At 62.8% G+C, this 13,870-nt stretch carries 14 protein-coding genes and 1 other RNA gene; 11 read left to right on the top strand and 4 right to left on the bottom strand.

The features are described 5' to 3' along the window. Positions 1 to 115 precede the first annotated feature (115 nt). Both PSEMO_RS29730 and PSEMO_RS29735 read left to right on the top strand, forming a co-directional pair. Positions 116 to 739, top strand: coding sequence for a glutathione S-transferase N-terminal domain-containing protein (locus PSEMO_RS29730; protein WP_075806432.1), 624 nt, complete (start codon positions 116 to 118; stop codon positions 737 to 739). A 10-nt stretch (positions 740 to 749) separates the two neighbouring features. Continuing rightward, the gene (locus PSEMO_RS29735) at positions 750 to 1,172 is read left to right on the top strand and encodes a ClpXP protease specificity-enhancing factor (protein ID WP_075806433.1); all 423 of its coding nucleotides are present in this window, start codon (positions 750 to 752) and stop codon (positions 1,170 to 1,172) included. 104 nt (positions 1,173 to 1,276) lie between these two features. On the opposite strand, the gene PSEMO_RS29740 is transcribed toward PSEMO_RS29735, so the two are convergent. The 4 genes from PSEMO_RS29740 to PSEMO_RS29755 all read right to left on the bottom strand — a co-directional run bounded on the left by PSEMO_RS29740 (position 1,277) and on the right by PSEMO_RS29755 (position 4,755). After that, a complete protein-coding gene (locus tag PSEMO_RS29740; RefSeq protein WP_075806434.1) occupies positions 1,277 to 1,855 on the bottom strand; it encodes a BON domain-containing protein in 579 nt (192 codons plus the stop codon). Beyond that, complete coding sequence (locus PSEMO_RS29745; RefSeq protein WP_075806435.1) at positions 1,852 to 2,445, bottom strand: phosphoheptose isomerase; 594 nt, start codon at positions 2,443 to 2,445, stop codon at positions 1,852 to 1,854. The genes PSEMO_RS29740 and PSEMO_RS29745 overlap by 4 nt, the downstream gene beginning before the upstream one ends. 122 nt (positions 2,446 to 2,567) lie before the next feature. Further along, on the bottom strand, positions 2,568 to 2,939 hold the full coding sequence (locus tag PSEMO_RS29750) for a YraN family protein (RefSeq protein WP_075806436.1): 372 nt from the start codon (positions 2,937 to 2,939) through the stop codon (positions 2,568 to 2,570). Position 2,940: 1 nt separating this feature from the next. Next, positions 2,941 to 4,755 carry a penicillin-binding protein activator gene (locus tag PSEMO_RS29755; RefSeq protein WP_075806437.1) on the bottom strand — a complete coding sequence of 605 codons (1,815 nt, stop codon included), beginning with the start codon at positions 4,753 to 4,755 and terminating at the stop codon, positions 2,941 to 2,943. 177 nt (positions 4,756 to 4,932) lie between these two features. Here PSEMO_RS29755 and rsmI point away from each other — a divergent pair, with 177 nt between their 5' ends. The 9 genes from rsmI (at position 4,933) to mraY (ending at position 13,865) form a co-directional block, all read left to right on the top strand. Further along, positions 4,933 to 5,808 (top strand): 16S rRNA (cytidine(1402)-2'-O)-methyltransferase, encoded by an 876-nt coding sequence (gene rsmI, locus PSEMO_RS29760; protein ID WP_075806438.1) that lies wholly within the window; start codon positions 4,933 to 4,935, stop codon positions 5,806 to 5,808. A gap of 67 nt (positions 5,809 to 5,875) precedes the next feature. Further along, positions 5,876 to 6,235, top strand: an RNA gene (gene rnpB, locus PSEMO_RS29765) — RNase P RNA component class A. Positions 6,236 to 6,546: 311 nt separating this feature from the next. Next, the gene (gene mraZ, locus PSEMO_RS29770) at positions 6,547 to 7,002 is read left to right on the top strand and encodes a division/cell wall cluster transcriptional repressor MraZ (protein ID WP_009396653.1); all 456 of its coding nucleotides are present in this window, start codon (positions 6,547 to 6,549) and stop codon (positions 7,000 to 7,002) included. Then, on the top strand, positions 6,999 to 7,946 hold the full coding sequence (gene rsmH, locus PSEMO_RS29775) for a 16S rRNA (cytosine(1402)-N(4))-methyltransferase RsmH (protein WP_075806439.1): 948 nt from the start codon (positions 6,999 to 7,001) through the stop codon (positions 7,944 to 7,946). Before mraZ ends, rsmH begins: the two co-directional genes overlap by 4 nt. Continuing rightward, entirely contained in the window at positions 7,943 to 8,236 is a 294-nt protein-coding gene (gene ftsL / locus PSEMO_RS29780) for a cell division protein FtsL (protein ID WP_075806440.1), read from the top strand. Before rsmH ends, ftsL begins: the two co-directional genes overlap by 4 nt. Next, positions 8,233 to 9,960, top strand: a complete 1,728-nt coding sequence (locus PSEMO_RS29785) for a peptidoglycan D,D-transpeptidase FtsI family protein (protein WP_075806441.1) — start codon at positions 8,233 to 8,235, stop codon at positions 9,958 to 9,960. The genes ftsL and PSEMO_RS29785 overlap by 4 nt, the downstream gene beginning before the upstream one ends. Further along, entirely contained in the window at positions 9,960 to 11,423 is a 1,464-nt protein-coding gene (locus PSEMO_RS29790; protein ID WP_075806442.1) for a UDP-N-acetylmuramoyl-L-alanyl-D-glutamate--2,6-diaminopimelate ligase, read from the top strand. The genes PSEMO_RS29785 and PSEMO_RS29790 overlap by 1 nt, the downstream gene beginning before the upstream one ends. Then, complete coding sequence (locus tag PSEMO_RS29795) at positions 11,416 to 12,783, top strand: UDP-N-acetylmuramoyl-tripeptide--D-alanyl-D-alanine ligase (protein WP_075806443.1); 1,368 nt, start codon at positions 11,416 to 11,418, stop codon at positions 12,781 to 12,783. The genes PSEMO_RS29790 and PSEMO_RS29795 overlap by 8 nt, the downstream gene beginning before the upstream one ends. Then, positions 12,783 to 13,865, top strand: a complete 1,083-nt coding sequence (mraY, locus tag PSEMO_RS29800; RefSeq protein WP_042122971.1) for a phospho-N-acetylmuramoyl-pentapeptide-transferase — start codon at positions 12,783 to 12,785, stop codon at positions 13,863 to 13,865. Before PSEMO_RS29795 ends, mraY begins: the two co-directional genes overlap by 1 nt. Positions 13,866 to 13,870: the final 5 nt, after the last annotated feature.

The following is a 13,870-nucleotide window of genomic DNA, read 5'->3' on the forward strand; positions in this document are numbered from 1 at the left end:
ACGCAGTAATTTCTGGTAGTTGAACGCGCGCCCTGGGGCGCCTCCGGAGTCCGGAGGTGGCCCCAGGGCGCGTTTGCGTTTATAGCTTTTATTATTCCATGCGAGGAGGAGCTCTATGGGCATGACCAATCGGTTGGCCTGCTATTCCGACCCCGCTGACCACTATTCTCACCGGGTACGCCTTGTGCTCGCCGAGAAAGCTGTCAGTGTCGAGATCATCGACGTCGTTGCCGGCAGCCAGCCGGCCAAGTTGCTGGAGGCCAACCCGTACGGCAGCCTGCCGACCCTGGTCGACCGTGATCTGGCGTTGTACGAATCCACCGTGGTAATGGAATACCTCGACGAGCGTTACCCTCATCCGCCGCTGCTGCCGGTGTATCCGGTGGCGCGGGCGAACAGCCGCCTGCTGGTACATCGCATCCAGCGTGACTGGTGTTCCCTGGTGGACCAGATCCTCGATCCGCGGGGCAAAGATGCCGCCCGGGCGGTGGCCAGGAAGGAGCTGCGCGAGAGCCTGACCGGAGTGTCCCCGCTGTTCGCCGACAAGCCCTGTTTCCTCAGCGAGGAGCAAAGTCTGGTGGATTGTTGTCTACTACCCATCCTGTGGCGTTTGCCGATCCTGGGTATCGAATTGCCACGGCAGGCCAAACCCCTGCTGGACTATATGGAGCGACAGTTTGCCCGTGAGCCTTTCCAGGCGAGCCTGTCCGCTGCTGAACGAGAAATGCGCAAGCTTTAAGGAGCTGTTGATGAACTCCAGTCGCCCCTACCTGGTGCGTGCACTGTACGAGTGGATCGTGGATAACGATTGCACGCCTCATATCCTGGTGAATGCCGAGTATCCTGCGGTGCAGGTGCCCCAGGGTTTCGCCAGCGACGGTCAGATTGTCCTGAATATCTCGCCGAACGCCGTGCGCGGTCTGCAGATGGAAAACGATGCGGTGAGTTTCGAAGGGCGTTTCGGTGGCGTGGCCCACAGCCTCTACGTACCGACCGGCGCCATCCTCGGCATCTATGCCCGTGAGAACGGTCAGGGCATGGTGTTCGAGCTCGAGCCGCCGATGGCCGAAGACGAAGAGGATGACGAAGTCGAGCCGGATGACGATGGTCCGCCGGATGGCGGGCAGCCGCCGCGCCCTAGCGGTCGGCCGAGTCTGAAAGTGGTGAAGTAACGCTCTCCCAAGCTACAAGCCCCAAGCCGTAAGCGGTAAGAAAAAGCAGTTGGCGTCACCGCTGCTTTTTTCTTGCCGCTTATAGCTTGGGGCTTGTGGCTTTCTTAATCGATGTATTCGAACAGTCTGACGATCTTCTGCACGCCAGAGACGCCCTGCACCAGGTTGGTGGCGCGGTTGGCCTCCGCCTGGGTCAGCAGGCCGAGCATGTAGACGATGCCGTTCTCGGTGATGACCTTGATCCGCGAGCCGGGGATGCTCGAGTCGGCCAGCATCTGGGTCTTGATCTTGGTGGTCAGCCAGGCGTCGTTGTTGCGCGCCAGCAGCGAGGAGGGCTGCAGTACCTGCAGTTCGTTGTGGACCTTCTTGACCTTCTGCACCTGGCCGGCAGTCTGCTCGGCGAGGCTCTTCAGGTCGGCGCGTGGGGTCTGGCCGGCCAGCAGGACAACGCCGTTGAAGCTGCTGACGACGATGTGCGAGTTCTGGTCCAGGTCAGGGCTGGCCTTGGCCACGTTGACGGCCACCTTGGTCTCGATCAGCGAGTCGTCGATCTTGCTGCCCAGGGTGCGGGTGCCGCGGTCGTCATCGATCGGAGCTTCGCGGCTGGCGTTGATCACCGAGCTGCAACCGCTCAGGCTCAGGCACAGGGTCAGGGCCATCAGGCCGAGGCGTCTTGGGGTCATTCTTCACTCCCGAACAATTGGCTGTCGATCAGATCGCAGAGGCAGTGGATCGCCAGCAGGTGGACTTCCTGGATACGTGCAGTGACATTGGACGGTACGCGAATCTCGACATCCTCGGGCAGCAGCAGCGAGGCCATGCCGCCGCCGTCGCGTCCGGTCAATGCTACGACAATCATTTCGCGATCATGTGCGGCCTGGATCGCCTGGATGATGTTCGCCGAGTTGCCGCTGGTGGAAATCGCCAGCAGGACGTCGCCCGGCTGGCCGAGGGCGCGGATCTGCTTGGAGAAGATTTCGTTGTAGCTGTAGTCGTTGGCGATCGAGGTGATCGTTGAAGTGTCGGTGGTCAGGGCGATCGCCGGCAAGCTCGGGCGTTCGCGCTCGAAGCGGTTGAGCAGTTCCGAGGAGAAATGCTGGGCATCGCCGGCCGAGCCGCCATTGCCGCAGGCGAGCATCTTGCCCTCGTTCAGCAGGGCATTGACCATGATCTGGCTGGCTTGCTCGATGTGGGGTGCAAGAACTTCCATCGCCTGTTGCTTGGTGTTGATGCTGGCCTGGAAAAGCTGGCGAATTCGGGATTGCATGTCCATCAGTGTGACCTTAAATGGGGCTGGCCGGGCGGGGATTGAAAGGCTCCCGGCACATGTCTGTGCAGCCCGCGAAGCAAAGAGCAAAAAATTGAATGGGTAAAGGTGCGTCCGTCGGCGCGGGGTCAGCTGTCGAAGGCATTCTGCAACCAGTCGAGCGGTTGTCCCGAATGGCCACTGCCTTGTAATGCGATGACATCGAAGCGGCAGGGGTGATTGGCCCAGCGTGGTTCCTCCATCAGGAAATGCTGCGCGGCGAGCGTCAGTTTTTCCTGCTTGCGGGCATCGATGCTGCCGAGGGCGCCGCCAAAGCCTGCGTGCAGGCGATAGCGAACTTCGACGAATACTACTGTATCGCGGTCGAGCATGACCAGATCAAGCTCGCCGCGTTTGCACCGCCAGTTCCGCGCCAGAAGCACCAGGCCCTGGGTCAGGAGATAATCCAGGGCCTGTTGTTCGGCCGCCAATCCGGCGGCCTGGCGCGAAGGTGCGGGCATCTCAGCGTGGCGTGTCAGGCAGGCGCTTGACCTGGCCACCGGCGAACTCGGCCCATGGCAACTGGCGCTCGATACGCTGGTTCGGGCTCATGCTCAGGCTGCCGGACAGGCCTTCGATACGATTGTCGGGCAGGGTCTTCAGTTGGCCCAGGCGCGGCGCCAGGCTATAGGCGTCGACGCCCATGGCATACAGGCGACCCAGGCTGCCGGCGGCTTGCGGCCACTGGCGCACAACCTGCTGACGCAGGCCGTTGGTGGTGTCGAGCAGCCATGGGGTCTCGCAGAAGAGGATCCCGGTCATGTCGTTGTACTGGTTGACGTCACCACTGGCGCTATAGACGTTGGAGGTGGCGTAGACCGGCACGTCGCCGGCGTACTGGAAGTTAAGGGTCGGCTTGATCTGCTGGGCCTGCTGCGGGGTCGAGGCGAGGAAGATGAAGTCGATGTCCTGGCGCCGCGATGGCTGCGCCGAGACATTGCCGCCCACGGTGCTTTGCAGGCTCTTGGCGCGGCCTTCGCTCTGGCGCAGTTGGAACAGCTCGGCGATCTGCTGGGCCAGGGCTACCGGCTGGGCGATGCGCTCGGCGGCGAGCAAGGTGCCGCCCTTGGCTTCCCAGTCCTGGCGGAAGGCAGCGAGCACGCGGTCGCCCCACTCACCGCTCGGCACCAGGGCCACGGCGCGGCGCTTGCCGTCGGCGTAGGCGCGGCGGGACACTTCACGGGCTTCGTCTTCGGCGGCGAGACCGAACTGGTACAGCTGTGGCGGGGTGTTCTGGCCGGCATCGCTGTAGTTCAGGGCAAGGGTCGGGATCGGCAGTTGTGGATAGGCTGCGAGTTGCTTGACCAGCGGTTTCTCCAGCGGGCCCACCACCAACTGCACGCCAGCGGCTTGCGCCTGGCGGTAGAAATCGTCGAGGGAGGTCAGGCGCGAGCTGTCGAAGACCTGGATGGCAGGCGGGTTCTGGCCGGCTTGCTGGGCCTGGAAGTGAGCAGCCATGAAGCCGTCACGCAGGGCGCGGGCGACCCCGGCCAACTGGCCTTCCTGCGGCAGCAGCAGGGCGATCTTGTTCAGTGGCTGGCTGGTCAGGCTTTTCAGCTTCACCAGGGGCGACGGCAATTGCAGGGCTGCCGGGTGATTCGGGTTCTGCGCTTTCCAGGTGTCGATGGCGGCTTGCTGCTGTTCCAGGGTGCCGGCGCTTTTCACCGCCAGGGCCAGGCTGGTCCAGCCACCTAGGGTGTCGCTGCCACCGGTCTGCAGTTGCTCGGGGGGCAGGGCTGCGACCAGGTTCCAGATGGCATCGTTGTTGGCTGCGGCAGCCTCGCCACTGAGCAGCGGCGCCAGGGCGATACGCTCCTGGGCGGCGGCAAGGGTCTGGCCGTCGGCCTCGAAGGCGGCGGCATGAGCGCTGCGGGTGCGCGCCTGGAGGTCGGCCGGCAATTCGTTCAGGTGTGCCAGGCTCGGGTGGCTGAGGGCGGTCAGCGCGGCTTTCGGCTGGTTGCGGCTCAGTGCCAGTTCGGCGGAGAGGGTGCTGGCGAAGACCTGCTGGGCAGGCTTCAGGGTATCCAGCTGGACCTGTTCGAGGATGCGTGCGGCGCGCGCGTTGTCCTTCTGCCGGTAGGCCAGGTCAGCGGCGCTCAGGCGCAGCAGTGCGGCTTTCTCCGGTGTCTTGCTGTTGGCAGCCTGTTCGAGCAGTTGCTCGATGCTGGCGTCTGGTGTGCGTGGCAGTTCGCCCAGGCTGGACGAAGGCGAACTGGCGCAGGCTGCCAGCAGGGCAGCGAGGCAGAGGGCTGAGAGTAGCCGCAGGCATGCGATCATGTACGGGTCCTGTTACTCGATCAAATTAACCTGTGATTGTACCCAAGCGCTGGCCGGGGCGCGATCTTGCTGGCGTGAATCCTTTGTATCAGTTCGCTGGAAAGGTCTTTCGGTGGGGAATTGTCACCCGCTATCACGCTACAATGGCGGCTTTCATCCAGATGACAGGTGTGTGCTGTGACCGATGCTCCAGGTGCTTCCAACCCCTCTGCCGGGTCTCTTTATGTGGTGGCCACGCCCATCGGCAACCTGGATGACATCAGTGCCCGGGCCTTGAAGATCCTCGCCGACGTCGCCCTGATCGCGGCCGAGGACACCCGTCACTCGGTGCGTTTGCTGCAGCATTTCGGTATCAACACGCCACTGGCGCCCTGCCATGAACACAACGAGCGCGGCGAGGGCAACCGCTTCATCGCGCGCTTGCTGGCCGGGGATAACGTTGCGCTGATTTCCGATGCGGGGACGCCACTGATTTCCGACCCGGGCTATCACCTGGTGCGCCAGGCGCGGGCGGCCGGTATCAATGTCGTGCCGGTGCCGGGGGCCTGTGCGCTGATCGCCGCGCTGTCGGCGGCAGGACTGCCGTCGGATCGTTTCATTTTCGAGGGGTTTCTGCCGGCCAAGGCTGTCGGGCGCCAGGCGCGCCTGAATCTACTCAAGGAAGAACCGCGCACGCTGATCTTCTATGAAGCACCGCACCGGATCCTGGAGTGCCTGCAGGATATGGAAGCGATCTTCGGTGCCGAGCGTCCGGCGGTATTGGGCCGGGAGCTGACCAAAACCTTCGAAACCCTCAAGGGATTGCCTCTGGCCGAATTGCGCGCGTTCGTCGAGAGCGACAGCAATCAGCAGCGCGGAGAGTGTGTGGTGCTGGTGGCGGGGTGGACTGCGCCGGAGGATGAGCAGGCGGTCAGCGGGGAAGTGTTGCGCGTATTGGATTTATTGCTGGCGGAGATGCCGCTCAAGCGTGCGGCAGCATTGGCGGCGGAAATTACCGGTGTGCGGAAGAATGTTCTCTATCAAGTAGCCCTGGATAAACAAAAAAACAAATGATGTCACGATGACATTATCTGTTTTGTCACTTGTTCTCTGAGCCCGCTCCCGTTAATCTTTGCGCCGGAGAGTCGATTGGACAGTCGCTGCCGGTTTTTGTTCCGCAAAAATCGGGGGAGGAAAGTCCGGGCTCCATAGGGCAGAGTGCCAGGTAACGCCTGGGGGGCGCGAGCCTACGGAAAGTGCCACAGAAAACAACCGCCTAAGCACTTCGGTGCCGGTAAGGGTGAAAAGGTGCGGTAAGAGCGCACCGCACGACTGGTAACAGTTCGTGGCTAGGCAAACCCCACTCGGAGCAAGACCAAATAGGGTTCCATATGGCGCGGCCCGCGTTGGAACCGGGTAGGTTGCTAAAGACGTCCAGTGATGGCCGTCGTAGAGGAATGACTGTCCTCGACAGAACCCGGCTTACAGATCGACTCTCCACCTCCTTCCCTTCCTCTGCTGATTCGATAGCAGAAGCCGCTTCGGTAATACCAAAAAAATCTTACTCTTAATAAATCACTTTAACTTCGCACTCTATTCATTTGAGTGAATTCGCTTTTTCCTCCCGAAAAACCCCTCCAAGTACCCTCCTGTCTGTCCTTGTTACGCTAAATCGCCGATCTGTAAGGGTTTTCCTTATATGCGCGCCTTGACGGTGCGGTGGGCGGATTCCTATAGTGTGCGCAAGTGGCAGAAAGTGGCATGAAGTGGGTTTTCAGACACAAAAAAGCTAACATTTAGGGAAGCGCAGCCGTGTTTCGCGGAGCAAACGCAATCAACCTCGACGCCAAGGGCCGTCTCGCAATGCCGAGCCGGTACCGTGACGAGCTTGATTCGCGCAGTTCCGGACAATTGATCGTGACGATCGACGCTGTGGATCCCTGCTTATGTGTGTACCCGCTCGACGAGTGGGAACTGATCGAAGCGAAATTGCGCGCCTTGCCGTCGTTACGTGAAGAGAACCGCCGCCTGCAGCGTTTGCTGATCGGTAATGCGGTAGATCTGGAACTCGACGGCAGCGGGCGTTTTCTGGTTCCGCCGCGTCTGCGCGAATACGCCAAGCTCGACAAGCGCGCGATGCTGGTGGGGCAACTGAACAAATTCCAACTGTGGGACGAGGATGCCTGGAACGCTGTTTCTGCAGCGGATCTGGCAGCCATTCAACAACCGGGCGCCATGCCTGACGAACTGCGTGATTTGATCCTGTGACTATTGATAGCGGCTTTAACCACATCACCGTACTTCTGGACGAGGCCGTCGAGGCTCTTTCGGTGCGCGCGGATGGCTGCTATCTGGATGGCACCTTCGGACGCGGTGGACACAGTCGGCTGATTCTGCAGAACCTCGGCCCGGGAGGTCGCCTCCTCGGGTTCGACAAGGATCCTCAAGCGATTGCCACCGGGCAAGCGCTGGCGGCCGAAGACGGCCGCTTTGTCATTGTGCAGCGCAGTTTTGCCGAGCTGGGTTCGGAAGTCGCCGAGCGCGGTCTGGCCGGCAAGGTCAGCGGCGTGCTGTTCGACCTGGGCGTGTCTTCGCCGCAGCTGGACGACCCGGAGCGCGGCTTCAGCTTCCTCAATGACGGTCCGCTGGACATGCGCATGGATCCGTCCCGTGGCGTCAGTGCGGCCGAGTTCATCGCCACCGCGCCGGAAGAAGAAATCGCCCGTGTCTTCAAGGAATACGGCGAAGAGCGTTTCGCCAGGCGCATGGCCCGTGCCGTGGTCCTGCGTCGTGAAGAGCAGCCGTTCACCCGCACCGCCGACCTGGCGGAAGTGCTCAAGGTCGCCAACCCTGCGTGGGAAAAGGGCAAGAACCCGGCCACCCGTGCGTTCCAGGGGCTGCGCATTCACGTCAACAATGAACTGGGCGATCTCGAGGCCGGTCTCGACGCCGCGCTGGAGGCCCTGGAGGTCGGTGGCCGTCTGGCGGTGATCAGCTTCCATTCCCTCGAAGACCGCATCGTCAAACTCTTCATGCGCAAGCTGGCCAAGGGCGAGCAGGACAACCTGCCGCGCAACCTGCCAGTGCAGTTCAAGCCGTTCGAGCCGAAGATCAAGCTGATCGGCAAGGCGCAGTTCGCCTCCGACGCTGAACTCAAGGCCAACCCACGTTCGCGCAGCGCCGTCTTGCGTGTGGCGGAGAAGCTTCGGTGAGCAGGCTCTACGCCAAACCCTTGCCAGGCGGAAGCTTCCTGATGCTTCTGCTGTTCGTTGGCGTGCTCGTGTCCTCGGTCGCGGTGTCCTACAGCGCGCACTGGAACCGGCAGTTGCTGAACACCCTGTACGGCGAACTCAACGAGCGCGACAAGGCGCAAGCCGAGTGGGGCCGCCTGATTCTCGAGCAAAGCACCTGGACGGCCCACAGCCGCATCGAAGCCCTGGCCAGCGAGCAGTTGAAAATGCGCGTTCCTGCCGCTGACGAAGTGCGGATGGTGGCGCCATGATGAAGCTCGAGGGCGCCCTCTATCCCTGGCGCTTCCGGGTCGTACTGGGTTTGCTGGCCTTGATGGTCGGTGCCATTGCCTGGCAGATCATCGATCTGCAAGTGGTTGACCGCGATTTCCTGAAAAGCCAGGGTGACGCCCGCAGCATGCGGCACATTCCGATCCCTGCGCACCGTGGCCTGATCACCGATCGCAACGGCGAGCCCCTGGCCGTCAGTACCCCGGTCACCACCCTGTGGGCCAACCCCAAGGAAATGCAGGCCTCCAAGGAGCGCTGGCCGGCATTGGCCACGGCGCTCGGGCAGAACCCCAAGCAACTCGCCGAGCGCCTTGAGCAGCAGGCGAACAAGGAATTCATCTACCTGGTCCGGGGCCTGACTCCCGAGCAGGGTCAGTCGGTGCTCGACCTCAAGGTTCCCGGTGTCTATGGCATCGAGGAATTCCGTCGTTTCTATCCGGCCGGTGATGTGGCCGCGCATATGGTCGGCTTCACCGACCTCGACGACCACGGTCGCGAAGGTGTGGAACTGGCCTACGACGAATGGCTGGCCGGCGTGCCCGGCAAGCGCCAGGTGATCAAGGACCGGCGTGGTCGCTTGATCAAGGATGTCCAGGTCACCAAGAACGCCAAGGCCGGGAAGACCTTGGCGTTGTCGATTGACCTGCGCCTGCAATACCTGGCCACCCGCGAGCTGCGCAATGCCATTGCCGAGCAGGAGGCGAAAGCCGGCAGCCTGGTGATCATGGATGTGAAGACCGGCGAAGTCCTGGCCATGGTCAACCAGCCGACCTACAACCCGAACAACCGCCGCAGCATGTTCCCGGCCGCGATGCGCAACCGGGCGATCATCGACGTCTTCGAACCCGGTTCGACCGTCAAGCCGCTGTCCATGAGTGCCGCGTTGCAGAGCGGGCGCTGGAAACCGACCGACAAGGTCGAGGTCTATCCGGGCACCATGCAACTGGGCCGCTACACCATTCGCGACGTGTCCAAGACCGAGGGTCCGATCCTCGACCTGACCGGCATCCTGATCAACTCCAGTAACGTGGGCATGTCCAAGGTCGCCTTCGATATCGGCGGCGAGGCGATCTACCGGGTGATGTCGCAACTGGGCCTGGGCCAGTACACCGGCCTCGGTTTCCCGGGCGAGCGCGTTGGCAACCTGCCGAACCACCGTGAATGGCGCAAGGCCGAGACCGCGACGCTGTCCTACGGCTACGGCTTGTCGGTGACTGCGCTGCAACTGGTGCATGCCTACGCGGCCCTGGCCAACGACGGCAAGATGGTTCCGCTGAGCATTCTCAAGGTGGACAAGGCCCCGGAATCGACCCAGGTGGTGCCGAAGGAAACCGCAGAGACCATCCAGCAGATGCTGCAACAGGTGATCGAGGCGCCGCGCGGTGTCTTCCGTGCACAGGTCCCGTCCTATCACGTGGCCGGCAAGTCGGGTACCGCGCGTAAGGCCACCATCGGCTCCAAGGGCTACACCGAAAACGCCTACCGTTCCCTGTTCGCCGGCTTCGGGCCGATGAGCGATCCGCGCTATGCCATCGTCGTGGTGATCGACGAGCCAAGCAAAGGCGGCTACTTCGGTGGCCTGGTTTCTGCCCCCGTATTCAGCAAGGTCATGTCGGGCACCCTGCGGCTGATGAACGTGCCGCCGGATAACCTGCCCCCTACGCAGCAAGCTGATGCTGCGCCCGCCAAAGGAGGGCGCGGTTGATGACGATGCCACTGAGCAAACTGTTTGCTAACGCCAGCAGCGATCCGCTGATTCGCGAACTGACCCTGGACAGCCGCAATGTGCGTCCAGGCGACCTGTTCCTGGCTGTGCCAGGCGCCAAGGTCGATGGCCGCGACCATATTGCCGACGCCCTGAAGCGCGGCGCGGCGGCGGTTGCCTATGAAGTGCAGGGCGCCACCGTCCTGCCGATCACCGATGCGCCGCTGATTCCGGTGAAAGGCCTGATCGCCCAGCTTTCGGACATTGCCGGACGCTTTTACGGCGAGCCGAGCCGGCTGCTGGACCTGGTGGGTGTTACCGGTACCAACGGCAAGACCAGCGTGACCCAACTGGTCGCCCAGGCCCTCGACCTCTTGGGCCAGCACTGCGGCCTGATCGGCACCCTGGGTACCGGCTTCTACGGCGCGCTGCAAAGCGGACGCCTGACCACCCCCGACCCGCTCGCCGTGCAGGCCACCCTCAACGACCTGAAAAAGGCCGGTGCCCGCGCCGTCGCCATGGAAGTGTCGTCCCACGCCCTGGAGCAGGGCCGGGTCGCTGCGCTGGCCTTCGATATCGTGGTGATGACCAACCTGTCCCGCGACCACCTCGATTATCACGGCAGCATGGAAGCCTACAAGGCGGCCAAGGCCAAGCTGTTCGCCTGGCCGAACCTGCGTTGCCGGGTGGTCAACCTGGATGATGATTTCGGTCGCGAACTGGCGGCCGAGCAGCGCGAGTCGCGGCTGATCAGCTACAGCCTCAAGGATCCGTCGGCCACCCTGTATTGCCGCGAAGCCACCTTCGACGACGATGGCGTGCGCGCCGTGCTGGTCACGCCGCAAGGCGAGCACATGCTGCGCAGCCGCCTGCTCGGTCGCTTCAACCTGAGCAATATGCTGGCTGCGGTCGGCACCTTGCTGGCGATGGACCGTCCGCTCGATGAAATTCTGAAAGTCACCGCCAAGCTGGAAGGCCCGATCGGCCGCATGCAGCGTCTTGGCGGTGGCAGCAAGCCGCTGGTGGTGGTCGATTACGCCCACACTCCGGATGCCCTGGAAAAGGTTCTCGAAGCCCTGCGTCCGCATGCCCGTGGCCAGCTGAGCTGCCTGTTCGGCTGCGGCGGTGACCGTGATCGCGGTAAGCGTCCGCTGATGGCGGAGCTGGCGGAGCGTCTGGCCGATCGCGTCGTCGTCACCGATGACAACCCGCGTACCGAAGATCCTCAGGCCATCTTCGACGATATTCGCCCCGGCTTCTCCAGGGTTGAAAGCGTGGAGTTCATTGCCGGTCGTGGCGAGGCGATCGCCCGTGTCATCGCTGCTGCCGGTGTCGACGACGTCATCGTCCTGGCCGGCAAAGGCCATGAGGACTACCAGGAAATCAACGGCGAACGTCACGACTTTTCCGATCTTGTAGAAGCCGAGAAGGCCCTTGCAGTCTGGGAGGCCTCCCATGCTTGAAGCTCTGTCTCTGAGCCAGTTGACTGAAACCCTGCAAGGCCGCCTGCTGGGCGCCGATGCGCGTTTCGACGGCGTCAGCATCGACAGCCGCAAGATCGCGCCGGGTCAGCTGTTCATCGCATTGACCGGGCCGCGTTTCGACGGCCACGACTACCTCGACGAAGTAGCGGCCAAGGGCGCCGTTGCGGCGCTGGTGGAGCGTGAGGTTCCAGGTTCCAGCCTGCCGCAACTGCTGGTGGCCGATGCTCGTGTGGCCCTGGGTCAGTTGGGGGCGCTTAACCGTTGCGCCTTCAAGCACCCGGTGGCGGCGATCACCGGTTCCAGCGGCAAGACTACGGTCAAGGAAATGCTCGCCAGCATCCTCGCGACCCAGGGCCCGGTGCTGATGACCCGTGGCAACCTGAACAACGATCTCGGCGCTCCGCTGACCCTGCTCGAACTGGCGCCGCAACATACTGCGGCGGTGATCGAACTGGGCGCCAACCATGTCGGCGAGATCCGCTACACCGTCGGCCTTACCCAACCGCATGTCGTGCTGATCAACAATGCCGGTACGGCTCATGTCGGCGAGTTCGGCGGGCCGGAGAAGATTGTCGAAGCCAAGGGCGAGATCCTCGAAGGACTGGGGGAGGGCGGCGTCGCGGTATTGAACCTGGACGACAAGGCCTTTGGCATATGGAAACAGCGCGCCGGTAAACATGCCGTGCTGAGCTTCGCCCTGAGCAATACCGCCGCCGATTTCCACGCCAGCGATATCACCCACGACGAGCGCGGTTGCCCGTCCTTCGTCCTGCATGCGCCGCAAGGCCAGGTGGCGATCCAGCTGAACCTGCTCGGCACCCACAATATCGCCAACGCCCTGGCTGCCGCGGCCGCCGCGCAGACCTTCGGCGTCTCGCTGCAAGGCATCGCCGAAGGCCTGAATACCGTGCAACCGGTCAAGGGCCGCGGCGTCGCGCAGGTCGCGCCCAGCGGTATCCGGGTGATCGACGACACCTACAACGCAAACCCCACCTCGGTATGCGCGGCCATTGATATACTCGCCGGCTTTTCCGGCCGCACCGTCCTGGTGCTCGGGGATATCGGTGAGTTGGGCCAGTGGGCCGAAGAGGGCCACCGCGAGGTCGGGGACTATGCCAGGGGCAAGGTTGCCGCGCTGTATGCCGTAGGTCCGATGATGGCCCATGCGGTCAAGGCCTTTGGCCAGAATGCCCGCCATTTCACCAATCAAGCTGACCTGATCGCCGCCGTTCGCGGCGAGCAGGCCATCAACACCACCATTTTGATCAAGGGTTCGCGTAGCGCTGCGATGGAAAACGTCGTGGCGGCCTTGTGCGATTCCAGCGGGGAGAAACATTAATGCTGCTGCTGTTGGCCGAGTATCTGCAACAGTTCTACAAGGGCTTCGCGGTCTTCCAGTACCTGACCCTGCGCGGGATCCTGGGCGTACTGACCGCGCTGTCCCTGGCCCTGTGGCTGGGCCCATGGATGATCCGTACCCTGCAGATCCGCCAGATCGGCCAGGCCGTGCGTAACGACGGCCCGCAATCGCACCTGTCCAAGTCCGGCACCCCGACCATGGGTGGCGCGCTGATCCTTTCCGCCATCGGCGTGAGCACCCTGCTCTGGGCCGACCTGAGCAACCGTTATGTCTGGGTGGTACTGATCGTCACCTTGCTGTTCGGCGCCATCGGCTGGGTCGACGACTACCGCAAGGTGATCGAGAAGAACTCCCGTGGCCTGCCGAGCCGCTGGAAATACTTCTGGCAGTCGGTGTTCGGCCTGGGTGCGGCGATCTTCCTTTATATGACCGCGCCGACCAGCGTCGAAACCACCCTGATCGTGCCGATGCTGAAAGACGTCACCATTCCCCTGGGCGTCGGCTTCGTGGTGCTGACCTACTTCGTCATCGTCGGCTCGAGCAACGCGGTCAACCTGACCGACGGCCTCGACGGCCTGGCGATCCTCCCGACCGTGCTGGTGGGCGGTGCCCTGGGCATCTTCTGCTACCTGTCGGGCAACGTGAAATTCGCTGAATACCTGCTGATCCCGTATGTCCCGGGCGCAGGCGAGCTGATCGTGTTCTGCGGCGCGCTGATCGGTGCCGGCCTCGGTTTCCTCTGGTTCAACACCTATCCGGCCCAGGTCTTCATGGGCGACGTCGGTGCCCTGGCACTGGGCGCCGCGCTGGGCACCATCGCGGTGATCGTTCGCCAGGAAATCGTCCTGTTCATCATGGGCGGCGTGTTCGTCATGGAGACCCTCTCGGTGGTCATCCAGGTCGCGTCGTTCAAGCTGACCGGCAAGCGGGTATTCCGCATGGCGCCGATCCATCACCACTTTGAACTCAAGGGCTGGCCCGAGCCGCGCGTGATCGTCCGCTTCTGGATCATCACCGTGATTCTCGTGCTGATCGGCCTGGCAACCCTGAAACTGAGGTAGAACGC

Origin of the sequence: Pseudomonas putida (assembly GCF_001941965.1) — a bacterium.
Lineage (GTDB): Bacteria > Pseudomonadota > Gammaproteobacteria > Pseudomonadales > Pseudomonadaceae > Aquipseudomonas > Aquipseudomonas putida_L.